Origin of the sequence: Sorangium sp. So ce693 (assembly GCF_051521375.1) — a bacterium.
GTDB lineage: Bacteria > Myxococcota_A > Polyangia > Polyangiales > Polyangiaceae > Sorangium > Sorangium atrum.
Genome location: NZ_CP150347.1, coordinates 9231754 through 9257062 on the forward strand (window position 1 = coordinate 9231754; position 25309 = coordinate 9257062).

General features: G+C 67.4%; 15 protein-coding genes. 12 read left to right on the plus strand and 3 right to left on the minus strand.

What is annotated here, in order from left to right; genetic code table 11:
- Positions 1-432 precede the first annotated feature (432 nt).
- Positions 433-2031, minus strand: a complete 1599-nt coding sequence (locus WMF14_RS34525; protein ID WP_437793130.1) for a jacalin-like lectin — start codon at positions 2029-2031, stop codon at positions 433-435.
- Between the two features lie 336 nt (positions 2032-2367).
- On the opposite strand from WMF14_RS34525, the gene WMF14_RS34530 reads away from it, so the two are divergent.
- The 7 genes from WMF14_RS34530 (at position 2368) to WMF14_RS34560 (ending at position 10998) form a co-directional block, all read left to right on the plus strand.
- Positions 2368-2703, plus strand: coding sequence for a hypothetical protein (locus WMF14_RS34530; RefSeq protein ID WP_437793131.1), 336 nt, complete (start codon positions 2368-2370; stop codon positions 2701-2703).
- 192 nt (positions 2704-2895) lie between these two features.
- Complete coding sequence (locus WMF14_RS34535) at positions 2896-3078, plus strand: hypothetical protein (protein ID WP_272095297.1); 183 nt, start codon at positions 2896-2898, stop codon at positions 3076-3078.
- Between the two features lie 805 nt (positions 3079-3883).
- Positions 3884-4141, plus strand: coding sequence for a hypothetical protein (locus WMF14_RS34540; protein WP_437793132.1), 258 nt, complete (start codon positions 3884-3886; stop codon positions 4139-4141).
- Positions 4138-4380, plus strand: a complete 243-nt coding sequence (locus tag WMF14_RS34545) for a type II toxin-antitoxin system RelE family toxin (RefSeq protein WP_437793134.1) — start codon at positions 4138-4140, stop codon at positions 4378-4380. The genes WMF14_RS34540 and WMF14_RS34545 overlap by 4 nt, the downstream gene beginning before the upstream one ends.
- Before the next feature lie 1261 nt (positions 4381-5641).
- Positions 5642-7612 (plus strand): hypothetical protein, encoded by a 1971-nt coding sequence (locus tag WMF14_RS34550; RefSeq protein WP_437793135.1) that lies wholly within the window; start codon positions 5642-5644, stop codon positions 7610-7612.
- Positions 7613-8333: 721 nt separating this feature from the next.
- The gene (locus WMF14_RS34555) at positions 8334-9152 is read left to right on the plus strand and encodes a GlxA family transcriptional regulator (RefSeq protein ID WP_437793137.1); all 819 of its coding nucleotides are present in this window, start codon (positions 8334-8336) and stop codon (positions 9150-9152) included.
- Positions 9133-10998: an enoyl-CoA hydratase-related protein gene (locus WMF14_RS34560; RefSeq protein WP_437793139.1), complete on the plus strand. Its 1866-nt coding sequence runs from the start codon at positions 9133-9135 to the stop codon at positions 10996-10998. Before WMF14_RS34555 ends, WMF14_RS34560 begins: the two co-directional genes overlap by 20 nt.
- Positions 10999-11288: 290 nt before the next feature.
- Here the strand turns inward: WMF14_RS34560 and WMF14_RS34565 are convergent, their stop codons facing one another.
- Complete coding sequence (locus WMF14_RS34565; protein WP_437793140.1) at positions 11289-13430, minus strand: right-handed parallel beta-helix repeat-containing protein; 2142 nt, start codon at positions 13428-13430, stop codon at positions 11289-11291.
- Between the two features lie 528 nt (positions 13431-13958).
- On the opposite strand from WMF14_RS34565, the gene WMF14_RS34570 reads away from it, so the two are divergent.
- The 4 genes from WMF14_RS34570 (at position 13959) to WMF14_RS34585 (ending at position 18907) form a co-directional block, all read left to right on the plus strand.
- Complete coding sequence (locus WMF14_RS34570) at positions 13959-15338, plus strand: LLM class flavin-dependent oxidoreductase (protein WP_437804349.1); 1380 nt, start codon at positions 13959-13961, stop codon at positions 15336-15338.
- Between the two features lie 199 nt (positions 15339-15537).
- Complete coding sequence (locus WMF14_RS34575) at positions 15538-16419, plus strand: alpha/beta hydrolase (protein ID WP_437793141.1); 882 nt, start codon at positions 15538-15540, stop codon at positions 16417-16419.
- A gap of 125 nt (positions 16420-16544) precedes the next feature.
- Positions 16545-16700: a hypothetical protein gene (locus WMF14_RS34580; RefSeq protein ID WP_272095307.1), complete on the plus strand. Its 156-nt coding sequence runs from the start codon at positions 16545-16547 to the stop codon at positions 16698-16700.
- A gap of 380 nt (positions 16701-17080) precedes the next feature.
- On the plus strand, positions 17081-18907 hold the full coding sequence (locus tag WMF14_RS34585) for a glycoside hydrolase family 28 protein (protein WP_437793143.1): 1827 nt from the start codon (positions 17081-17083) through the stop codon (positions 18905-18907).
- Positions 18908-18952: 45 nt separating this feature from the next.
- Here WMF14_RS34585 and WMF14_RS34590 read toward each other — a convergent pair whose 3' ends face one another.
- Positions 18953-20803, minus strand: a complete 1851-nt coding sequence (locus tag WMF14_RS34590; protein ID WP_437793145.1) for a hypothetical protein — start codon at positions 20801-20803, stop codon at positions 18953-18955.
- Between the two features lie 811 nt (positions 20804-21614).
- Between WMF14_RS34590 and hrpA the strand changes: the two genes are divergently transcribed.
- On the plus strand, positions 21615-25271 hold the full coding sequence (hrpA, locus tag WMF14_RS34595) for an ATP-dependent RNA helicase HrpA (protein WP_437793147.1): 3657 nt from the start codon (positions 21615-21617) through the stop codon (positions 25269-25271).
- The last annotated feature ends 38 nt before the right edge of the window (positions 25272-25309 follow it).

Sequence of the window (25309 nt, forward strand, 5' to 3'; positions counted from 1 at the left end):
GCGCTGCTGGGCCGACGCACGAGGCAAGCGCCGGGTCGCGCTCGGCAGCGCTCTCTGTTTCGTGACCGAGCCCGTCGAGCGAGCGACGGTGCTTGCTCAGGATCGCTACGACCCGCTGGGTAGTACGCCGCGCGACTCTCGGGCGGCAAGGACAGCATGGCGCTGGTGCTCCTGCTCCTCGGCGTCCCGCGGGACCGCATCGAGCTCTGGCACCATGAGGTCGACGAGCCGCAAATCTCGCGAAAGCCCCTCCATCTTCATGGCGCCGCTCATCGGTGCGTCGAACAGCGGTCAGGTGATCCCAGGCGTCAGTGTTCAAAGGCATGGCTCGGTCTTGCACTTCTGAGGCGTCACGCTCTGGGACGCGCGCCGAAGTCTTGTAGGTCATGCACGAACTTCGGATGGAAGAGGCTACTGGCCCGTCGAGGAGGTCTAGATTTTCCAGGGCGCCTTTTGCCAGGTTGCATCCAAGAACTTTGCGCAGACGAGCCCGAGGGCGTGGAGCTCGTTGCGGTTCCTGCCACGGAATCCCAGGACGAAGGTATCGGCCGGCCTCAAGGAGGCGAAGGTGACCCCCGCGGGGATGCCGCCTTGCACGGTGCTGGGATTGCTGCCGTCGCTGTTGGTGGCCGTGATCCCAAGGGACGTGATACTGACGTTACCGGTGCTGTTCACGGCGGACGTCCCGGTGATCTGCTGGACGTACTGCCCGGTCTGGAGCGAGAGCACGTTGCTCGGGGTGCCGAAATCGCCGCCGTGAACTTTTTCAGACTCCTTGCTCGTGTCCGCGTACCTGGTGACAAACTTGAAGACCTGATCGGTGGCCCAGAACTGGATCGACGTGATATGCGTCCGCAGCTGGAGGTAGCTGCCGATGTTGTCGACGTCATCGAAGGGGAAGCCTACTCCCGGATCGGGGCTCCCGTAATAGGGCGTGTAGAAGGTGCTGTAGTTGAGCATCGGTATCTTCTTGTGGCTCAGCGACTTGAGGTCGGGATGCTCGAGCTCCGCGGTGGGATCATTCGAATAATCATTCATCGTATTGTTGATGGCGTCCAGATCCGCATCGACCTCGTTTGCCACCTGATCGAGGGCGGTGTCCGAGTGTCCGCCGTAGAAATCATAGATCTGGTGGAGCAGATCGATCTGATTCTTCAGCATCAGGACGTACGCCAGCTTGGCCGAGAGACCAGGCTTCACCTTGGTGCCCACGAACTTGAGGCGGTTGTTCTTTACCTTGGAGAAGTGGGTGCCGATCCCCTTGATGGTCTCGTAGCCGGCGGACTGGAAGCTGGTGATGACCGGCGCGGTGAGGTCTCGCGTCGGAAAGGTCCGGGCGAATTCGACGATCTCCTCATCCTTCGGGAGCTCCAGATTGGCGACACCCCGCACCCCTTGCTGCACCTCCACGTACACCTGGGTACTCTTGCGGATCTCGTCGAGCTGGATCTGCAGGTCGGTGCTGATGTTCGTCCCGCCCACGACTCCATGGGCATTGATCGTCGCCTTGACGTTCGTCTGCTCGTCCTGGGTTTGCGAGTGGAACGTATACACGGCGTAATACTCGCCGCCGCGGGTCAGCGCGGACACGTAGGAATCGCCGTAGATTTGGAAGAACTCGTTGAGCGCCGCGTCGTCCGTGGGTGGTACAACATCGTCCTTGATCCAGGCATTGGTGACCGTCTCGGTGCTGATGATCTTGCTGACGTAGACCACGATCGAGACGCTGTAGGTCGTGACCGTGAGGTTGTGGATGAACTCCATTTTCTCGTCGACGCTGCCCACGGACGCCATGCCGACCGAGAGCGACTGGTTGATCTGCAGCGCCTGGCTCAGGCTCTCGAGGTCCGTGCAGATCCGATGGTACATAATAACGTTGGCGCCGGTGGAGGCGGTCTCGCCTTTGAGGGCGGTCTGCCGGGCGTCGCCGTTGACGCTGTCGTAACCCTGGAGGACCACTGCCGGGCTCGTCAAAGAGACCAGCGCCGGCCTTCCCTGCCCCGCTTCCCTGCGCTCTGTTTTGGTGGCCATAAATCCATCCCTTCCGGCGACGGCGCCACAGCCGATATGGAACGCGCCGTCCCCGGTTCCGTCCGCTGCAACCTCCGCGCCCGCACCGACGTGTAAGGCTTGTGCAATTCACCGCTCTCTGACGGTCGCGGTACAAATCCGCGGTCCCTCGCGGTCGAGCAACGAGACCCTCCGGTCGGTTCCAGCCATTTACAGAGCTTCGCCGCTGGAGCATGCTTGGGGTGTGGCGTCTGGGCCGATCCAGACGACGGGCGCCGATGGCGAGCATGCGGCTTCGAATTGGAACGGGCTGCGCGCCGGAATCTCGACATGAAGGCACATTCGAAGGAGAACACCATGCCAATCATCGCTGCTGCCAGGAACATCGGCCAGAAGCCTGTCACGTTCAGCAGCGTCTTCCATGCGGCGAGCATCGTGCCGCCTGCCGGCATCGCGTTCCCGTATCTCCATCGCACCGCTGGGCGCACCAAATTGCTCAATACCAATGAAGGCGCTACGGTGGCGCTGGGGCCCGACGAGGAGGTTGCCCTCGCCTACGGCGCGATGACCTGCGTCGCGGTGTGTTATTTCTCCAGCTCGGGCCGGGGTATTCCGGCAAACCAGATCGTCGAGATCACGGACCTCTTCCAGGGGCAGTTCGCGATGAACAACAATCTCGAGCTCGGCTATTAGAGCGGTTCTCGGACGGGTCTTGCCTAGTATCTCCTGCCGTACGTGTTTACCGCCCAGCACCAGGCAAAGTCGCGCTCGATCAGCGCCCCGAGCTTTGGGGAGGACCGGCTGCCGTGGGACCAGCAGGGCCGGTCGCGCTCAACCACGAGTGCGGCCAATGCGGTCGCGTATGCGACGAGCTTTCGGTGCCCGGTGCGGCTGTACCACGGGCTGTCCGGCGGAGAGCGCTTCTTCGGCCCCGCGAGCCAGCGGCTCGCCCTGCTGGCGCAGCGCAGCGGGCTCGACGTCAAGGTGGTGCCGGTCGCAGGGGATCATTTCACCTCCGTCCCGGAGGCGATGAGGCAAAGCATCGAGTTCTTTCGCGAGCAGCAGTGACAGCCGCCGTGATCGGCCCGCGCCCTGCGCGCCTCGTGCGCGGGCAAGGCGGACGTTGACACCGCCCGGCGCGGGCGCGTGAACTCGGCGGTGGACCCCTCGCCGCTACCGTCCTCCCGGCCGAGCGCGCCGCGCCCCGATCCGGACAGCGCCCCGGCCGAGCAGCCCCGCTGACGCTCGCCACGCTGGTCGCGTCCCAGGGGCCCGCGTCCGTCGCCCCCGGCAGGGCCGACAGCCCCGCGTCGGCCGCCCGCCCCCGTCGACCACCCGCCCCGCCTCGGCCGCCGCGGCGGCCCGGTAGTACCCCGGCGGCGCCCCGACTGCGACTTCGGCGCGGGAGGCTCGGAAGCTGCTGGCGACCTGCGCCGGGCGCGGGGCTGGTCGTCCTGGGCGGCGATGAGCGGAGGCCGCGCGCGAACTGCCGTCCGAGATGTGATGCCTGCTGGCGGGGGGAACCGACAACACGGAAAGGCTGTGGCCGCCTGGCGCAGCGAGCCGGGCGGTGGCTCGGCCTAGGCGTGGAGGCGATGAGGGCCTCGCTGCCCCCCACCCGCGAACAGACGGACGTGGCAGTGAAACAGCATGCACGGGATCAGGAGGTCCGTTGCCTGACAGAGGCGAGTCTGCATGAGCAGGAGCGCACGTAAAGGCTTTTGTCGCGTAGACGATGGAGAATTGGTAGCCGACCCCCTCCGGGTCGGGAGCGGGATCGGCTCCGCTGACGCCACGCATTGCCGTCAGCGGTCTACAATTTCCACATCCTGCGCCGTCGATCTGACGAGGGGCCCGTAGTAGCATCTCAGGCATGAGCCCCCGACGAGACAGCGCCGCGCCTGCTCGGCAGCCGGTCATCCCCGAGAACGACCCGGTGTGGCAGGCCGTTCTGCACGCGCCGATCGATGACGAGCCGCTGACGGAGGAGGAGCGCGCGGCGATGGAGGCTGGGGCGGACGGCCAGGGGATCCCGCACGAGGTGGTCACGACTGAGCTCCGGCGGCGGGCAGAAGCCGAAGGCGCTGGGGCGGAGTTCGACGAGCTGATGCGCGCGCGCCTGCGTCGATGAGCTGGGAGGTCGAGTGGATGCCGTCGGGCATCATCTCGCTGCAGCGGATCCACTGGCGTGACGGTGAACGCATCGACGCGGCCGTGCAGCGCTTCGCCACGACCGGCGAGGGCGACGTCCGCCGCGTCCCCGCTGACCATGCCGGTGTCATGAGATTGCGCGTCGGGCGGTATCGCGTCCTCACCACGCTCGACCCCTGGGACGGCGTGATGCGCGTCTGGTGGGTGTACAGCCTGTAGCGTCCGTGCACCAACGGGGTGGAACGAGCGCCAGAACGGCAATCGGTCGCTTCCGGATCCTGGTAGCCTGGTTGCGTGGGGGACGACGACCCGGCGCGCTGCGAGCGGTGCGACATGCGGGCGCCGGAGGGTCAAACCTACTGCGATGCGTGCCAGCGGGTGCGGCGCGCCCAAGCGGCCGCTGACGACTCGGGCTGAGGCGGGCTCACGTTCATCCAGAAGGCTGGCGTCGTACTCCTGCTGTCCGCGATGTTCGCGTTCATCGTCGCGGGGGCGTTCGGCGACCTCTCGCCGCCGGACAGCAGCCCCCGCCCGAGCGACCAGGCCGCCGGCGGAGCGCGCCGCCCTCGCGACCGAGGTCCTCACGAGCGACGGCGGTGAGGCGAAGCACGCCTACTGCCGTGCCAGAGAGCTCCTCGACCCCATCGAAGCCAAGGACCGAGCCGCGCTGGACCTCCGCGAGGCGCTCACCCTGATGAAGGCGAAGGAGGCGCCTCTCCTCCGCGCTGAGCGGGCCGAGTTCGAGTAGCTGCGGGGCCTCTTGTGTCGAGACGGGACAATGAGCCCCACCTGCCGCTGCCACGGGCCTCACCGAGGGTGCTGCTCCCACCACCGCGGGGTCGCTGGCTGTGAGCCGCTGCCGACGGAGGTCTCTTGCCCGTAGCACGCGCATGACCCGCCCGAGGAGGAGCCGGGCATCGAGGAGGCCGCTGGGTTCGACCCGAGCGAGGACGGCGCCTCGTCGCCGACCGTCTGCGCGTGCTCGAACGGAGTCTGGCCTCCGAACATCCCGGAGAACTGGCACCAGGACGCCGGCGTCCGGGAGGTCATCCCCCAGGATGCCATCGCGATCGAGCCTCCGTAGCGCGCCGCGGGACTCGGAGAGCGCGGGCTCGGTCGATCCAGAAATCGACCGAGCCCGTGTCGGGTCTTCCTCTCCGTTTACGGAAAGGGTTTGAAGCGCGTGGAGCGAAGGGCATCGGCGCCCCCACCACCCGCGCGTCCGACCTCACCCTGCAACGAATGTTCCGGGAGGACCCCCATGCGACAATTCACCTTTCTGGCTCGCCTCTCTCCCCTGGCCCTCACCGTCCTGGCCGCCGCGGGCTGCGGGGGCCTTGCCCCAGAGACCCAGGCGGATCCTTTCATTGACCACGAACCGGGCGCCGAGGAGCCCAGCGACCCAGCCGCTGTCACGACGGGCCCTGTCGTCGCTCTCACGTCCATTCGACGCGAAAAGGCCCCTCTGCTCGCGGAGCTCATGGACGGCGCCCCTTCGAGGTTCCGGGCGGACCTCATCGCGGATCCGAGCCCCGCGAGCCGCCTGGCAGAGGCGTCCGCCGTGCTCATCGACGCCGAGGCCGCGAGCGCCGACGACATCCGCTCCTACGCGTCCCTGTTCCGGGCAGCGCGCCTCGCGGGGGTGCCTGTGATCCTCGAGAACGCGCGCGACGCCGAGAAGGTCGCGCTGGCGCTGGGCATCGGGATGTCCGCGCAAGTCATCTACGCGGCGCCCAGCCCAGGCGGCCAGCGCTTCGACGTGCGCGTCTTTGGCGACGTCACCGGCGACGAGACCGAGGAGCATAGCTCGGTGCGCTTGCCGGCCTCCGCGAAGGCGAGGTACGCCCGGATGACCGCGGACGAGCGGGCCGAGCTCGGAAAGAGGCTCGAAAGGAGCGAGGCCGAGCTCGACGCGCTGTTCGACGCGGCGCCCGAGGCCGAGCCCATCACCATCGACGCAAAGCCCCGGATCGCCTCGAGGTCCGAGATCGCGCAGACGGCGTTACCTGCCCGGGGCGAGCTCCTCGCCGAGATCAAGGGCCTGCTCGCGGACCACAAGACCCACGCGCTCGCCCAGCTCGTGACCGAGCCTCTGCCCGAGGGCACCTACCGCTCGTACAACGTGACGTCCCCCTCCATCAACTGGGAGTGCGGCGACGACGGCCAGCGCTCCGTCATCGACCGCAACTTCACGGTGACGCTCCTCGCCTCCAACGCGCCGGAGGGCAAATACGTCGTCTTCGCGGGCAATGGCACCCAGTACAACCCCGGCGGGCTCAAGTGGAACTCGGGAAACAACCGCGGCTACTTCCAGGAGACCCTCCAGCACTCGCTTCGTCCCCTGTCGGGGGGCCTCTCGCCCTACGCCCACAGGCCCCACTCGGCCAACGAGTCCTCGACGTTCACCACCTCGAACGGGTTCTCGGTCGGCGCGGGCGTGGGCGTCGAGGGGCCGTCCACGAGCTTCAGCTTCGATGTGAGCGAGCAGGCCTCTCAGTCCTTGAACGACTTCGACGTGATCGATTTCTCCTCGGGTTCGATCTTCGGCTGGCAATACAAGCTGGCCTCGGTGAGCGGGCATCCTTACAAGAAATGGGAGGACCTCCACAACGACACGTGGGGCGGCCTCTACGGCCTGCCCAACCTCGCCAAGAGCACGCTCACGGACGAATACGAGGGTATCTACGCGGCGAGCCTCCAGGATCAGTCGCTTTACCCGGTGGAGAACGTCAACCTGCAGTCGGTGCGGCACACCTGGGTCTCCCACGATTACGTCCTCTGGGAGGAGATCAAGACCACCTCATGCGGGAAGGCGGCCGGCTCCGTCGTCACCGTGGACCTGAGCTCGGTCAACGTGGCCAAGCAGGGCACCATCCCCTTCAAAGAGACGTTCGATCAAGGCGTCGCGCGGAGCGTCTGGACCGTGATCAACGAGGGCATCACCAACAGCTCGCCGATCTGGAGGGGGGTAGGCGGAGCGGCGACCGAGACGGGCAGCGCGTTCGATTACCCCCAGACCGCGGCCGACGGAGCTGTCGACATGCGCGGGACCTACCTCGTCGCGCCCCACACGGCCTTCGGGCAGGGAGCGCTGTCGGCGAAGATCTACGCGGGCGACCCCGACGGCTTCGGCCTCATGTACGCCATCAACGACACCGGCTCGAGCTACTACCGGGTGATGTTCGACGCGAGCTTGAGCGTCGCGCGCCTGGTCCGGGTGGACAACGGCGTCTTCACCGAGCTCGCGGTCAACACGAGCTATGTGCCGCCGCAGAACGCATGGATGACGGTGCGGGTCGAGCGCGAGGGGACGACGCACCGGATCAAGGTCAATGATCAGGTCGTGCTGGCGGTGTCGAGCGAGGTGACGTACGCGTGGGGTTCGGTCGCCCTGTTCTCGTGGGCGATGAGCGACGTGCGCTTCGACGACGTGACGATCACGACCCTTTGACGCGATCCTGAGGCGCCTGGGCGGCGCGGGGCGCGGACTTGCGCCGCCACAGCAGGATCGCGGTCGCCAGCGAACCCAGCATCGCCGCGGCGTAGATCCCGGACGCGCGCGCCGGCAGGACCACTACCGCACGCCTCCAACTCGCTCGTGTGCACGCCTTCGCGCCTCAGCAACGCGCCCAGTTCGTTGTCGGAGAGCCGCTCGGCAGCCGGCACGATGCGGACCTTGTCGCCGGCCGATCGTACCGGTCCGGCGAGCTGCTTGAGGTCGTTGGGCGTTCCTCCCTGCGGCATGACTGCTTGAGAGAGGGCATGCCACTTTGACAAGGTCGGCTGCGGGATCTTGACCTCACGAGCGAGCTCCGTTGCCGTCACCTGTTGGGACCGGTCATTCGCTGGATCATCTTGGCTCGAAATGCTGCTGAATACGGTCGTCGCACGCGGGCTCCAACTCCGCCCTATCCAGGTCCTTCTACCCTTGCTAGATCCAGGAAAGCGACAACTAGCCTGATACCCAGGGATCGCCCGGCGCGCGGCCTCTTTCAGGTGCGGCTACCGCCCGCGTCGGTCAGGCAGGACAAGAGCGCGCGATACGAATCCCGGCGCCGAGGCTGGTCGTTGGCAGATAAGGTGGGATCTTTGACATTGCCGACAGGCGCAAGCCGCCGCACCATCCAGCCCAGGCCCCAATCGGCGCGGAATCCCAGTCCGAGGAGGTGGCCTTGACCGACATCACCCCGACGACCTCACCGAAGACCGGCCACATTGCCATGCTGGCTTTCCCCGACTGCCAGATCCTGGATGTGTGCGGTCCACTGGAAGTATTCTCCTTCGTCAACTGCTGGCTCCACCTCACCTGCAATCCCGATTGGATGGCGTACCGATTTTCGGTGATCGCCGAGCGGGCGGGACCCATCAGGACCATGTCAGGGCTCCAGATCATTGCGGACCATGACCTTGCCGATGTGGGGAACGACATCGACACGTTGCTGGTGACGGGCGGCATTGGGATCGACCGGGCCCGCATCAATCCGGTCCTGGTGGACTGGGTCCGGAGCATGGACCAGCGGGTGCGGCGGATCGGCTCGGTCTGCACCGGCGCCTTTCTGCTGGCCGAGGCCGGGCTGCTGAACGGCTGCCGCGCCACCACCCACTGGCACTGGTGCCAGCAACTGGCAGAGGAATACCCGGACATCCGGGTGGAACCTGATCGTCTCGCCCTCCGTGACGGCTCCCGCTACAGCTCGGGTGGCGTCACGGCGGGCATGGACCTCGCCCTCTGCATGATCGAGGAGGATTTCGGGCCGGAGGCGACCGCCATGGTGGGGCGCTGGCTGCTGGTCTTCCCCAACCGACCCGGTGGGCAGTCCCAGTTCAACGTGGCCCTGCACAACAGCTCCGGCGCCCGGCGGGATTTCCGGGAGCTGCAGGCCTGGATCGACGCCCATCCCGAGGCCAACCTGAGCGTCGACGCCCTGGCGCGGCGCATGCACATGAGCCGCCATTCCGACGGTACTTTCCATGGCAATCAATCCTGTTGAAGCCCATCAACCGTCCGGAGCAACCATGCGACTACTATTGCTATCCAGCAGCTTCAACAGCCTGACCCAGCAGGCGTACGTGCTCTTCAAGGATCGCCATCAGGTGGGTGTTGCCGCGGCGACGACCGCGGGAGCGATGCGCGAAGTGGTCGCGCAGTTCAGGCCCGATCTGATTCTCTGCCCCATGCTGGCCCATGTCATTCCGCGTGACATCTGGAGCCGAACGCTCTGCCTGATCGTCCACCCGGGCATCGTCGGCGACCGTGGTCCCAGTTCCCTGGACTGGGCCATTTACAACGGGGAAACCGCGTGGGGTGTGACCGTCGTGGAGGCGGTCGAGCACATGGATTCCGGCCCCATCTGGGCCACCTACCGCTGCGCCATGCGCGAGGGCAGCAAGAGCAGCCTGTATCGGGACGAGATCACCCGCTGCGCGGTGAATGCCATGGAGGTGGCGGTGCAGCGCTTCGAGAGCCGGATGTTCGTGCCGGCGCCCCTGGACTACTCGCGGGCCGAGCCCATGGGCCATTTCCGGCCTGTGCTGAAGCAGGCCCAGCGCCGCGTCGACTGGGAGTCGGACCGGGTGGCGGACATCCTCCGCAAGGTGCGGACCGGGGACGGCGCACCGGGGGTGCTGGACGAGATCGCCGGCCAAGAGGTCTATCTCTTCGGTGCCCACGAGGAGAGCGCACTGGTGGGCAAGCCGGGGGACATCATCGCCCAGCGCCATGGCGCCGTCTGTCGGGCAGCGGTGGACGGGGCCGTGTGGATTTCCCACCTGAGGCCGAAGAACGGCCCGGAGGAGCGGCGGTTCAAGCTGCCTGCGGCCATGGTGCTGGGTCCCGATGCGATGCAGGAGGTGCCGGAGCTGCCGCTCTTCATCGACGCCCTCACCCGGGGCAAGACTTTCCGCGACATCTGGTACGAGGAGAAGAACAGCGTCGGCTACGTGAATTTCCGTTTCTACAACGGCGCCATGGGCACCGACCACTGCCGGCGCCTGGAGCAGGCTGTATTGTTCGCCCGCCGCCGCCCCACCCGGGTCATCGTCCTGCAGGGCGGGCGGGATTTCTGGTCCAACGGCATCCACCTCAACCTGATCGAGGCCGCCGCCGACCCGGCCCAGGAGTCCTGGAACAACATCAATGCCATGGATGACCTCTGCGAGGCCATCCTGACCGCATCCGACCAGATCGTGATCGCCGCCATGTACGGCAGCGCCGGAGCCGGCGGGGTGATGATGGCCCTGGCCGCCGACCGGGTGCTCGCCCGCGACGGCATCGTCCTCAACCCGCATTACAAAGGCATGGGAGGGCTCTACGGTTCCGAATACTGGACCTATTCCCTGCCGAAGCGGGTGGGCTTGGCCAAGGCCGTGGAGCTCACCGAGCGCTGCCTGCCGCTCGGCATCCGCGAGGCCAAGGCGATCGGCCTGGTGGATGACATCATCGTGCAGGACGACCTGGGCGACAGCCATTTCTCCCAGTTCCACGAGCAGATCGGCCGCATCGCCGAGCGGCTGGCCAGCAGCGGCCATCATCACGCCTGGCTGGAGGGCAAGCGGGCCGAACGGGCCACCGACGAGCGGCGGAAACCGCTGGCGGCTTACCGGGAAGAGGAACTGGCGGAGATGCGCCGGAATATCTGGGGCGAGGCCCCGGCCTACCACCTCGCCCGCAGCGCTTTCGTCCGGAAAGTGCCCAAGGTCGGCCTGCTGAAATGCGTGACGAACCTGGATGCGGCCTGCGGCAACGCCCATTGCGCCGATGCGCCCGGGCTGGGCCGTAACCGCCGTTCCTTCGCGTCCATCGGCTGGGAAGCCGTTGCCCTCGCCGCGACACCGTGATGGGCTCGCGCCCGCGAGCGAAGAACCCCACGCTCGCCCGGCGGATGAAGACCTATTTCGACAGTCAGCGAACGTGGGATGATATGATATCGAGGGCAGGTTGCGCTGATCTCAGGCGCCGGATCGGGGGCTGTCGACGTTCATTCAGACAGGCCTTCCACTCGTGAAACGCCTGCGATTACCGCGACGCAGCACCAGGCGGAAGGCATCCTACCGTATAGCTGTACCCTGCTGGCGAGGGCGCCCGACCCGGCCTGCGTGACCCCGCGCCTCGCGGAGTCGGCGCGGCCTCAGCGCTCGTCGGCGCCGATGTCGATGCGCGCGCCGCTCGTCCGCGCGCCGCCGTCGATGTCGGTGGCGCCGCTCCGGCTGCCCAGATCGATGCCAGCGTCGACGGCCGGCGAGCCGCTGGTCAGGTGGAGGTCGGACGGGGGCCCGACGAGGAGCGGGTCGACGAACCTCGCGTGCGGGTCGGAGAAGGCGCCCGCCGAGGTGCGGCTCGCGCCGAAGAAGATGTTGTTGTCGACGGTCACGTTCCTGTTGTTGCTGCCGCTGCTCACGTAGTCGTTGCCCGACGTGGCGCGGAGGATGTTGTTCTGGATGAGCACGCCGTTCGAGTTGTTCTGGAGGATGATCTCGCCGCCGGCGCCCTGGTAGAGCGTGTTGTTGAGCACCGCGATGTCCGCCGCGTTGCCCCTGCTCGTGTCGTAGCCGCCGATCATGATGTTGCCCTGGTAGCTCCGCGACACGAAGTTGTTCCGCACGGTGATGTTGCTGGTGGTCTTGCCCGCGTGCTCGCTGGCGATCTCGATGCCGATGTCGCTCGAGTCCACCTTGTTTCGCTCGATGACGATGTCCTTGCCGCCGTCGACGTAGATGCCGTCAGCCGACCGCTCGCCGTCGTACGCGGGGTTTCCGGCCGAGGAGATGTTGTAGACGATGTTGTCCACGCACACGCCGTCCCTCGCCTGGTCCGAGCCCGAGGGGCCGGTGCCCTCGAAGCCGATGAAGTCGATGCCGATATTGTCGTTGTCGTGGACCGTGTTGCGCGAGACGACGAACTTGGTGACGTTGCCGTTGAGGACCATCGCCTCGCTCGAGCCGAGCTTGCAGTTCCGGATCTCGTTCCCGTCGATGAGGAGGTCGGTCATCGGCGTCGCGGACGTCCCGTAGAAGGCGATGCCGTGAGCGTCCTGGGAGCTCTCGATGTGGTGCACGAGGTTGTTGCGGATCTCGAGGAAGCTCGAGCTGCCGCTCACGCTGATGCCCATCGGCGTGTCGCCGCTGCCCTTGAAGTTCTGCACCGTCATGCCGGTGACCTTGATGTAGTTCTTGCTGGAGATGTCGATGCCGACGCCGCTCTTGCCCGTCCCGTCGAGGATCGCGCCGGCCTCGCCCTTGAGGGTGATGCAGCCGGCTGCAGCGGTGCCGCTCCTCGTGAACGAGACCTTCTCGTTGTAGGTGCCTGCCTTGACGACAACGGTGTCGCCCGCGGCCGCCGCGTTGAGGCCGGCCTGGATCGTCCTGTGGTCGCCGCCCGATGGCGCGACGGTGATGGTCCTGCCGCTCGAGCGATCGCCGCACGCCCCGGCCACCGGGCCGGGGGTGGGGTCGGGATCGGAGGTGGAGCCGGCGTCGCCACACACGCCGGGCGACCCGCCACCGCCGCACGTCTGGGTGCCAGAGCACGTTCCACAGCTCGCCACGGTGCGGGGGTTGCCGCAGCTGTCATTGGCGGAGAGCGGGCCGCAGCTCCTGGCGAGCCGCGAGCAGAGCTGCGCGTCGGTCTCGGGGACGCACTCGGGCGGCGGCCCGCTGGTGAGGGTGGCGTTGAGGACCAGCAGGTCGACGTCGGACGCGTCGGCGGTGCTCGTGGTTCCATAGCGGATCTTGAGCTTGCCGCCCGACACGAACCGAGCGTGCGGGGACGGGAGCGCGAGGGTGGCGGCGCTCCAGGCCCAGGACGAAGCGAACGCGTTGTCGCCGATCTTGACCCAGGTGCTGGTGCTGTAGTCCCAGGCGTCGAAGGTCCAGAGCATCTGGGCCTTCGCGGGTCCTCGGTAGTTCACCGACAGGCTGAGCGCCGAGACGTCGGCGTCCGAGGCGCCGGTCGGCAATGCGTACTCGCACTGAGCCTGGCTGCCGGGGTTGAACTCGACATACTTGCTCCACGTGTCGGCCGTGCCGCTCAGATCTTTCGTCGCCAGGGCCTGAGCGCCCTGGCCTCCGGTGGACCCCTTGAGGACGGTCAGCTTCGAGCAGGTCATCGTCGCGCCCGAGGCGAGCCCGGCGCCGAGCGTGTCGGAGTCGGACTCATCGGGTCCGCCTTGCGTCGCGCATGCGGGAAAGAGCCCGACGGCGAGCAGCAGGGCGCCCGGCGGAGCGTACCGATGCATCGTGGGAGTCATCCGGTTCTTGCGCGATCGGTTCATGGGTCGTGGTCCTCGTTGTTTGGCTGATGACGCTGGAGGCGCGTACACGACGCGTGCGCCAGGTGCTTCGACGCGAGGACATTGCAAGCAGGCGGCCATGACGCTCATCGTGGGGAACGACGAGGCGATCACCTCGATGGCGCGATTCGGTGGCTTGAGCGATCACGCGATCTTGCGCAACGATCGTACGGTTGCGCATCGTTCGGACAGCCGTCGGTTCGCGAGGTGTCGGGGCGAGGAGGGTTCAGCACGAGCGAATAAGGCTGGTGGCAGTGGATTTCCACCTTGTCAGAGATTTCTGGCTGCGTGCAATCCAACCTGGGTCGGGTCGCCCAACCTGGGTCGGGTCGCCGCAACCTGGGTCGGGTCGCCGCAACCTGGGTCGGGCCGCCCGCCGGCAACCTGGGTCGGGCCGCCCGCCGGCAACCTGGGTCGGGCCGCCGGGCCGCCGCTGGTCGGCCAACCCGGGTCGCCATCCGCCCTAGCGTCGTAGAATCCGTTATAGTAGACACTCCGCATGAAGGCGAAATGCTCGAAGTGGCCGCTCGCGCGGCTCGGGGTTCAACGGTGGTCGCACGCACCCTGAAGCTGGGCGCGTTCATGCGCCCGGTCAGCATTCACACCGGCGCCTGGCGCTACCCAGGGGCCTACCCGGACGCGAACTTCAACTTCGCGCACCTCAAGCGCTTCGCGCAACGCCTGGAGCAGGCTCGCTTCGACGCGTTCTTCATGGCCGATCACCTGGCCGTGTTGAACATGCCGCTCAACGCCCTCGCGCGCAGCCATACGGTCACGTCGTTCGAGCCGTTCACGCTGCTCTCCGCGCTCGCCGGCGCCACCGAGCACATCGGCCTGGTGGCGACCGCGTCGACGACGTTCGATCAGCCGTTCCACGTGGCCCGGCGCTTTGCGTCCCTCGATCACCTGAGCGGCGGGCGCGCCGGCTGGAACATCGTCACCACCGCGAACCCGGACGCAGCCCTGAACTTCGGGCTCACCGAGCACGTCGAGCACGACGAGCGCTACCGGCGCGCGCGCGAGTTCTTTGACGTGGTCACCGGGCTCTGGGACAGCTTCGCCGACGATGCGTTCGTGCGCGACGTCGAGGCCGGGATCTACTTCGACGCGGCGCGCCTGCACGTCCTGGATCACCGGGGCAAGCACTACTCGGTGCGCGGTCCCTTGAACATCGCGCGCCCGGTCCAGGGCTGGCCGGTGATCGTGCAGGCGGGCGCCTCGGAAGCAGGCCGGCAGCTCGCGGCCGAGACCGCAGAGGTCGTGTTCGCGGCGCAATCCACGCTGGAAGGCGCGCGCTGCTTCTACGCCGACGTCAAGGGCAGGCTGGAGCGCCTGGGGCGGCACCCCGACACGCTCAAGATCTTGCCGGGCGCGCTGGTCGTCGTGGGGGACACCGTCCAGGAGGCGCAGGAGAAGCGCGCGCGGCTCGACAGCCTCGTGCACTTCGACAGCAGCATCGCCTCGCTCTCGATCGCGCTCGGCTGCGACGCATCGCGGTTCGATCCGGACGCGCCGCTCCCCGAGATCCCGCCCACGAACGCCGGCCAGAGCGGGCGCGAACGCGCGATCGAGCTGGCGCGTCGAGAAGGGCTGACGGTGCGGCAGCTCGCGCAGCGCCTCGGCGGCTTCGGGGGGCTCGCGTTCGTCGGCACGCCCGGGACCATCGCGGACCAGATGGAAGAGTGGCTGGTCCAGAACGGCTGCGACGGCTTCAACATCATGTTCCCCTACTTGCCGGGCGGCCTCGACGATTTCGTCGATCGCGTCGTCCCCGAGCTCCAGCGCCGGGGCCTGTTCCGGCGTGAGTACGAAGGGCGAACGCTGCGCGAGAACCTGGGGCTCGCGCGGCCCCCCAATCGCTTCTTCCCGACCCCCGCCGCGGCGCGCTGAGCGCTGCCGGGGCGCCCGTTCGATACCCCGTCAACTCCCCAGCCGTCGCGCACGAGGATAACGAGGTCACGTGCTACAGTCGCCTTGAAGATCCGAGACGGGCAGACCGAGGCCTCCGTCTTCCGTCCCGACTCCGGCGAGGGTCCCTGCGGATAGGACAAGCCAACGCGCTCCGCAACGTCACGATTCTCTTGTACCGATGCGCCACCCGTCGGCCGATCCCCTTCGCTTGCGCCTGCTCCTCTTCATCGGCGTGGCCCTCCTGGCGCGGCCTGGGTGCAGCCGCGAGCCGGCGCCGGCGCCCCCAGCGGGGTCGGCGGCCGCGCGTCCGTCGTCGGAGACGCCGTCAGCGGGGCCGGTCGCGCCTCCGCCGCCGGCGGGAGCGCCGGGGAGCACCATCCGGGGCGAGATCGCGGGCGTGCGCTACCTCGAGCACATGACGGGCGGGGCGCGACCCGACGAGCGGGTGCCGATGATCGTCGCGCTGCACCCCATGGGCGGGGACCCCGCGGACTTCCTACAGCTGCTCCGGCGCTACCGCCGCCGCGCCCGGCTCATCCTCCCGTACGGCCACCCGAGCGGCGGGATGTACATCTGGTACGACTCCGTCAGCGACGACGTCGCCGCCCCCCTGGTCACGCGGGAAGCAGATCGGATCGCCGCCGCGCTCGCCGCCCTGGTAGCCGCCCGCCCCACCGTCGGCCAGCCCCTCGTCACCGGCTTCTCGCAGGGCGGCATCATGACCTTCGCCCTGGCGGTCACCCACCCCGAGGCGCTGGCGGCCGCCTTCCCCATCAGCGGTCTGCTCCCGCCGTCGCTCTACCCGTCGGCGGCGCTGAGCTCGGGGCCGCGCCCGGCGACGCTTCCGCCGATCACGGCCTTCCACGGCGCCTCCGACCTGGCGGTGCCAACCCGAGGCGCGCGCGCCTCGATCGCCGAGCTGCGGCTCGCCGGGTACACCGCGGAGCTGCGCGAGTACGCCGGGGTCGAGCACGACACCTCCGACGACGAGGTGGGCGAGATCTTGGAGCGCATCGGGCGGGCCGCCGACGGCCTCGGGGACGCGGCGCCGGCGCCTTGAAGCGGGAGCGCTCGTCGACTTCTGCGCGGGGCGCGCAAGGGGGGTAGCTCAGGGCAGGACGCTCGCACCCTCGCGGAGCGCCGGGAGGCCCATGTCCGCAGAGGCCCCGACTGAGAAGCTTCTGGGTGTACAAGTGGACATGCGGTATGGCGCTCGATGTCCTCGAGTGCCCGGCCTGCAAGGGCAGGATGAAGCTCGTCGCCATGATCACCGAACCGAGCAACATCGCCCGCTTCCTCACCGCGCTCGGCGAGCCGACCGACGTTCCAGGCCGCTGCTGACGATGGTGCATGGCGAGGTCGAGCGCGAGCGGGTGTCGACTGCGCTGGGCGCTGTGCTGCCGTGGGCTGATGTTGGATTCGACGCGCCGTGAACCGCGACGGCGGCCGTTGGGACGAGCTCAGTACGGTACAGCCATACGGTAGGATGCCTTCCGCTTGGTGCTACATCGCGGTAATCGCAGGCGTTTCACGAGTGGAAGGCCTGTCTCATCGCATGAGGATTGTTCTGTCGATGATCTCGTACACTCGGACTGCACGAGTCAGGAACGGCTCCGAGAATCTCGACTTTGCGGAGCGTGTTTGCTTGTCCTATCCGCTTGCGTCACTGCAATATTGACGCGCGAGCGCCAAGGTGGCCGCTGCGGTTTGGAGGAGCGAAGATGAACCTTTCTACCATGATGGGCCTCGCAGTGGGCGTCTCGTTGGCTTTCGGAGCAGGCTGCTCCGGAACCGGCGATGACGGCGGAGGCGGAACGAGCAGCGGCGGCACGGTCATTCCTCCAGGTTCGGGCGGCGGCACGGCCGGCGGAGGAGCGGGCACCGGCGGAGGAGCAGGCACCGGCGGAGGTGAGGTCGGCGGCAATGGCGCAGGCGGAAGCGGCAGTGCGACCAACGCGGGCGGCAGTGCCGCGGATGGTGGGGCTACCTCGGGTTCGGGCGGTGAGACGGGTGGAGGTTCGGGCGGTGAGACGGGTGAAGGCTCCGGCGGGGCCGCGCCCATCGATTGCGATTCCGACGGGGCAGTGATGACCTACCCTACCCTTCCCGGCGCCTCCGAGAGCCCGCTCTATACCGTGACGGCCAACGGGGCGGCGCAATTCGTCGAAAAGATGACCAAGTTTGGCCAGGAGATGCAGGTGCACTACGCCCACTTCGGCGTGGCAAGCGGCTGCAAGGCGACCGTCGCCGTCACGGTGAACGGCGGCTTCAGCTCCTACACCTTGAGCCCGAAGAGCCGAATGCTGTCGGCGACCAAAAACGGTGACACGCTCACCTTCGACAGCGGGCCCAACTACTTGATCCTGCAGATCGCCTCGAAGGAATTGCTGTTCGTCCTCATTGACGACCAAGAGGTCGATCCGCCGAAATTGGGCGACGCCGACGTGAAGAACCTCGCAGACTACGGCGTGGACAACACGGGCGCAGCGCTCGTCACCTCCAAGGTGCAGTCCGCCATCGACGCCGCCTCCGGATCCGCGCAGAACATCCTCTACGTGCCTCCGGGACGCTACAAGACCGGGGAGTTGTGGCTGAAGAGCAACATGACCATGTATCTGGCGGCCGGCGCCATCCTGGACGGCTCGACCAGCACGGGCGACTACAATGGCACGGGCGCACCGGCCGTCGAAAACACCTCCCACGGCGTGGTTCACATGAACAAGGTGAGCAACACGAAGCTCCTCGGGCGGGGGGTGATCGACGGCAACGGCTCGAAGATCCGTGGCACCAACAACGATACACCCTCTTTCAAGATCAACACCCTCCGGATCGACGACAGCACGGACGTGCTGGTCGACGGCATCGTCGTGCGCGATCCAGTCTTCTGGAACACGCTGATCTTCGACAGCGACAAGGTGACCATCCAGAACTTCAAGGTGATCAATCGCCGCCCCACCACAACAGCTTACAACCAAACCGACGGAGTGGACTTCGACTGCTCCACGAACGGTAAGCTCTACAACGCCTTCATCTACAGCGGTGATGACAGCATGTCGCCGAAGCGCGAGCAAGAAGGCAAGCTGGACACCAAGGGCATCACCTATGAGAAGGTGGTCGCCTACAGCAACTCAGCGGCGACGAAGATCGGAACCAAGACCTACGGTCAGGTGATCGAGGATATCACCTTCAAAGACATCGATGTCGTCAAGGCCGGCCGGGCCCTCGGGATCAACGCGGACGACACCGCTGTCATCCAGAACATCACCTGGCAGGACGTCAGGGTCGAGACGGTCGACGGCAGGATCATCGACTTCGAAGAAGATGCAACGGCGACCTGGCGCAACGCTCCCAACCGGGCCACGGTCAAGGAAGTGTTCATCAACAATGTTGCCTCTGCCGTGAACAAAGAGATCTACATTCACGGCAAGTCGAGCACCGTGAACTTCAATGGGATTCACTTCGACAATTTCACCATCCAGGGCAACAAGGTCACGGGGCGAAACGGCTGGAACGTAAACCAGTACGTGTCCAACATCACGTTCAAGTGAAAGAACGCCGAAAGCCAACTCCTCCGAAGTTGGCTCTCCCAGGCGCTAGGGCCGCGGATCCACGGTCAAATAATCGGTGACGCCCTCGAAGACGACACCAGGCGGCGTGAAATAGATGTCCGTGATCGGCGCCCCGCCCGGGGTCGTCGAGATGACCGGCGCCCCGCCTCCCCAGTAGTTGTGCTCGGCGAACAGGTAAATGCGCGAGTCCGGCACCTCGTCTGCCGGCGAGAACGAGACCGACACGTCCCCGTCGACCGGCGCGACAGGATCGATGCCGGCTGGATTCACTCCTGGCGGCAGATTGCCGGGTACGCCATTGTTGACGAAGCGGTTGTTCCCGACGCTCCCGAGCGTCCCGCCGCCCAGATCGATGACAGCCCCGCCATCCGATCCAATCGGCACGCTACTCGACTGCGACCAGTAGACGGCCTCTCCCGTCAGGTCCTCGAACGAGGAGCTCTCGACCAGGACGTGAAGCTGGTCGATCTTGTTCGTGTTCACGGTCCGGGTCGGTGCCACCCTCAAACCGATCCCGCGGCCGAGGCCCGAGATATCGACGTTCCGAACGGTGAGATTAATTGCTTTGGTCTGAGGCGTCTCCGTCCCGCTGTACCGAATTTGCGCGTCCTCGTTGCCGTTGTTGTTGGTCACGGGGTCGTAGATGCCGTTCGTGTTCCTGTTGCTGAGAACGGAGTCGCTGATCGAGACATTGTAGGTGCCGTTCTGCGGGTTGGCGGCATCGATGAGCTTGACGTTCGTGCTCGCTGGATCGCTCAGATGAGCACGGCGAATGTCGACGTTCAGGATGCCGTCCGCGCTCGCGTGGTGCTGGATTTCGATCGAATCGCCGTTGGCGTTGTCGCCCGTGAGGAACGGATTGCTGATCGAGACGTCCCACACGTCCGCGTCCACGAGGGGGCTGTAGCCGCAGGCCAGGAACACCAGGCCGTCGGCCGCGAACGTTCCGAACGGCGAGAGATTCGACGCGTCGTAGTTGGTCAACTCCAAGTTCGAGACGGAGTGGTCGATCGTGATGAGCGTGATGCCTCTCGACCGGACCACGTGGTCGGTGATCCCGACCGTCGTCGGATCGGGAAGGTCCTGCGACAGGTCCTTGATGACGTTGTGATCGACGTCGAACGTGGAGGTCACGCCCGTGTCGTCGATGAGCATGATCCCGTCAGAATTGCTGTCGCGAATCACGTTGCTCTTGATGGTGACGGTCCCAGCGTCGGCGATCGATCCCGGTGCGCCGAGAAAGCTGCAGTAGCTCTGGGTCTGCAGCTGCACATCGAGCTTCGGCATCCCCCGCGCGTCCGGACCGCACGACACCAGGGTAATGGCGCCGAAGTGGTTCGTCTGAGGCGCGAAGAGGATGTAGCCATTCGGCCATTCGCCGGTGCACGTCGTGCCGCTGCACGTCGAGGGCGCCGGCCCCTCGATCTCGAACAGATCGTGGACCGCCATGTCGTTGGTCATCAGGTTGTCCTCGATACGTGGATTCTCGGCGTTGATACCGAGAATCGACGAGCGGAACGCGTTGTCGATATGGATGTTCCGAACCACGTTGTTCTTGGCCAGCCGGATCACGTCTCCGTCGTAGCGGGCGCCGCTCGTATTGGTGAGCGTCGCGCGGGCGCTATGGGGGTTGGCGACCGTCACCTTGGGGCCCAATCCAATCAGCTGTTGTCCGTCCTTCAGCTGAATCCCACCGTCGAGCACGCCATGGGACTGAATTACATAAAGGGTGTCGCCGGGGCCGGAGCGAGCCTCCAGGGCCTGTAACGAGTTGAAGGGCCGATTCTTCGAGCCGTTGCCTGCATGCGGCGGATCAGCCTTGACGTACCACGTGGCGGCCTCGCTGCTGCCTGCAATCAGCAACATGCCCAGCATGACCAGCGACGAACCGCCTACCGACAGTCCTCTGTCGCGCAATCTCATCTGTGACCTCCCCCGAATCGATTGATGGCAGCAAACAGCGGCCTAATTATCTGTAGTACAAGAAAACTGTCAAGGCTCGGACGAAGGCGATCGAGGGTCGGTCAGCGGACATCTCGGGGCGCTGACGTCGAGGGCGCGAGGAGGGCGTCGAGATCGGCTCCAGCGAGCTCAACGTCGCTGTCCACGACGATCAGGGGGAGAAGGAATTCCAAGCCGATTCTGACTCGCGCTTCGCCCTTTTTGTTGCCTATCGACCGGGGCACCTCCCCGAGGATCTTGGCCAGGGGCGTGCGTCTATCCCGCAAGGCATGCAGGCAGCAACGATGGACGCCTCGCCGTAAACCTGCCGCCACGAACGGCACTGCGCGGCATGCGCTGACGGCCATGAGGGTACCGGCGCAATTCGATGCACGTCCAGGCGAGAACGATGGCCACGAGAGCGCCGGTCCGAGGGGCTCATGGCAGGGCGCGGGACCGCGGTGACGTCGGTGCACGTGGCCGTGCGTGTCGCAGCGATGGAGCAGATTCGAGGGCCTACAGAGCAGACCATCGATGGCAGGAGCGCGATGGGCGCGCGGGGTGGCGAGCGAGCGGCTTCGGACGGCATCCCGCGGCGAGAGGTGCTACCCCCTCGCGCACCGTGAGCCCCCGCGTTCCGCAAGAGCAGTCATCCGCTACGCCCGCTTCCAGCGGCCGGACCTCGTCCCCGCCCGCTTCGGGGGGCCCGGTCCGCTTTCCCGAGGAGCTGCCCATCTCGGCGCGGGTGCTCGACATCGCCCGGGCCATCGAGGCGCACCAGGTCGTCATCGTCGCGGGCGAGACCGGCTCGGGCAAGACGACGCAGCTCCCCAAGATCTGCCTGGCCATGGGCCGCGGCCTCTCCGGCCGGATCGGCGTCACGCAGCCGCGCCGCATCGCCGCGACCAGCGTCGCGGCCCGCGTCGCCAAGGAGCTCGGCGTCGAGTTCGGCAAGGAGGTCGGCTACAAGATCCGCTTCTCGGACAGGACGAGCCCGGCCACGTACGTCAAGTACATGACCGACGGCATCGTCCTCGCCGAGATCCAGGGCGATCCGCGGCTCTCGGGCTACGACACGCTCATCATCGACGAGGCCCACGAGCGCAGCCTCAACATCGATTTCCTGCTCGGCTACCTCAAGCGCCTGCTGCCGAGGCGCCCGGATCTCCGCGTCATCGTCAGCTCCGCGACGCTCGAGACCGACAGGTTCGCGGCCTACTTCGGCGGCGCTCCGGTCATCGAGGTCTCCGGCCGCACGTACCCCGTGGAGGTCATCCACCGCCGCCCGGAGAGCGGGGAGGCCGAGATCGCCGACGCCGTCGCCGCCACGGTCGAGGAGATCACCTCGATCGATCCGCGCGGGGACATCCTCGTCTTCCTCCCCGGAGAGCGGGAGATCCACGACACCATGGCCGAGCTCACGCGCCACGGCCTGCCGCACACGACGCTGCTGCCGCTCTACGGGCGGCTCCCTCAGGGCGACCAGCAGCGCGTGTTCCAGTCCTTGCCGGGGCGGCGGATCGTGCTCGCGACCAACGTCGCGGAGACGTCGCTCACCATCCCGGGCATCGTGTACGTCATCGACTCCGGGCTCGCCCGCGTCAACCGCTACAGCCCGCGCACGGGCGTCACGCAGCTCCAGATCGAGCCCATCTCGCGCGCGAGCGCCGATCAGCGCAAGGGGCGCGCGGGCCGCGTGCAGAGCGGCGTGTGCTTCCGGCTCTACGACGAGCAGGACGACCGGGGGCGGCCCGCGTACACCGATCCGGAGATCCTGCGCGTCGGCCTCTCGGGCGTCATCCTCCAGATGAAGGCGCTCGGGCTCGGCGCCATCGAGGATTTCCCCTTCCTCGACGCGCCGTCGAAGCGCGCCGTGGACGAGGGCTACCGGGTCCTGGAGGAGCTCGGCGCGCTCGACGACGCGGCTGAGCTCACGGACATCGGCAGGAAGCTCGCGCGGCTGCCGCTCGACCCGCGGCTCGGCCGGATGGTCCTGGGCGGCGAGAGCGAGGGGGCGCTCGCCGAGGTGCTGATCATCGCCGCCGCGCTCGGCGTGCAGGATCCGCGGGAGCGGCCGCTCGCCGCCCAGAAGCAGGCCGACGACGCGCACCGGAAGTTCAAGGACGAGGCCTCGGATTTCGTGGGGCTCCTGAAGCTGTGGAGCTTCTACCAGGACGCGCAGGGCCGGCTGACCCAGAACCAGCTCAGGAAGGCCTGCCGCGACCATTTCGTCTCGTACCTCCGCATGCGCGAGTGGGCCGACGTGCACCGTCAGATCAGCCGGATCACGAAGGAGATGGAGTTCTCGCCGAACGACGCGCCCGCGAAGGGCGACGCCATCCACCGCGCGCTGCTGCCCGGGCTGCTCAGCCGCATCGGCATGTGGAACCAGGAGAACAAGGTGTACCTGGGCGCCCGGCAGACGCGCTTCCAGCTCCACCCCTCGTCGGGCCTCGCGAAGAAGCCGCCCGCGTGGATCATGGCCGCCGAGCTGGTCGAGACGTCGCAGCTCTTCGCCCGGATGGCAGCGGCCGTCGATCCCGCGTGGATCGAGGCCGCGGCCGGGCCGCTCTGCAAGCGCAGCCACAGCGACCCGCACTGGGCCGCGAAGCCGGCGGCCGTGATGGCCCGGGAGCAGGTGACGCTGTACGGGCTGCCGATCGCGCGGGATCGGCGGGTCGACTTCGGGGCGATCGACCCGAAGTCCGCGCGCCAGATCTTCCTCCTCCACGCGCTGGTCCGGCAGGAGTACGCGACGCGCGCGCCGTTCATGGACGCGAACCGGCGGCTCTTCGAGGAGGTCAGCCGGCTGCGCGACAAGGCGAGGAGGAGCGAGATGCTGGCCGACGAGCACGCGCTCGAGCTCTTCTTCGACCGGCGTGTCCCCGAGGGCGTTTATAGCGGCAAGACGTTCGAGGCGTGGCGGAAGGAGGCCGAGGCGGAGGACCCGCGGGCGCTCCACCTGTCGCTCGCCGACGTCCTGCTCGACGAGGCCGCGGAGCTCACGCCCGAGCGCTTCCCCGATTCGCTCGAGCTCTACGGCGCCGCCGTGCCGCTCTCGTACCGCTTCGATCCGGGCGAGGACGACGACGGCATCTCCCTCTCGCTGCCGCTCGTGCTCCTGCCGCAGGCCGATCCCGACGAGCTCGAGTGGATGATCCCCGGGTGGCACGCCGAGAAGATCGCGCAGCTGCTCGAGTCGCTGCCGAAATCGCTCCGCAAAGCGCTCGTCCCGCTCGCCCCCCTCCGCGAGGTCGCCCGGGAGATCGCGGCGGAGCTACGGCCGTTCCAGGGCCCGCTGCGGGCCGTCCTCGCGCGCGCGGTCGAGGACCGCACCGCCGAGCGCGTGCCCGCCGACGCGTTCCGGCCCCAGGATCTGCCGCCGTACCTGCGCTTCTATTTCCGCGTGGTCGACGAGGACGGCCGGGTGATCGGCGAGGGGCGCGAGCTCCGGGAGCTCAAGGAGCGGCTGTCCGGCCGGGCGCGCGAGGCCTGGGCGAAAGTCGGCAAGGCGGGCCTGGAGCGGGACGGGCTCACGTCGTTCAGCGTCGAGGCGCTGCCCGAGCGCGTCCAGGTCGACGCCGGGCGCCACAAGGTGTTCGGCTACCCGGCGCTGATCGACGGGGAGACGTCCGTGTCGGTGCGCGTGCTCGCCTCGAGGGCCGCGGCGGCCGAGGCGACGCGCGCCGGGCTGCGGCGGCTCCTCTTGCTGCAGCTCGGGGGCAAGATGAGCCAGCTCGAGCAGCCGCTGCGGAGCGCCGTGGCCGTGAGCGGCCTCGGCGCCAAGGTGGCCCCGGGCGAGCCAGGCCTCGCCCGGCAGATCGCGCTGCGCGCGCTCGACGAGGCGTTCCAGCTCGGCGATCCCGGCGCCTTTCCGAGGACGAAGGCCGCGTTCCTCGCGCGCCTGGACAAGGGCCGCGGGTCGCTGCAGGGCGTGCTGGGGAAGCTCGCGGGGCTGGCGCGGGAGATCGGCGTCGAGCTCGACCGCGTGCAGGCGATGCTCCGATCGATGACGGGGAAGCCGGGCGCGTCGAGGCCGGCGCTCGACGACGTGCGCACGCAGGTCGACTTCCTGCTGCCGGTCGGGCTCTTCTCGCGCGCCCCGGTCGATCGGCTCGCGCACCTGCCCCGGTACCTGCGCGCCGCGCAGATCCGGCTCGAGCGGCTGCCCAACGGGCCGCAGAAGGACCAGAGCAAGGCCGCGCAGGTGCTGCCGTTCTGGCAGGACTACCTCAAGCACCAGCATGGGCTGCGCGACAAGGGCGTGCCCGCGGAAGAGCTCGAGTCGTTCCGCTGGCTGATCGAGGAGCTCCGGGTGTCGCTCTTCGCGCCCGAGCTGAAGGCGGCTGTCCCCGTGTCGGCGCAGCGGCTGACGGAGCAGTGGAAGCGGCTGCTGGGGTAGCGGCGCAGGGACGCGCTCGACCACGGCCCCGAACAGGG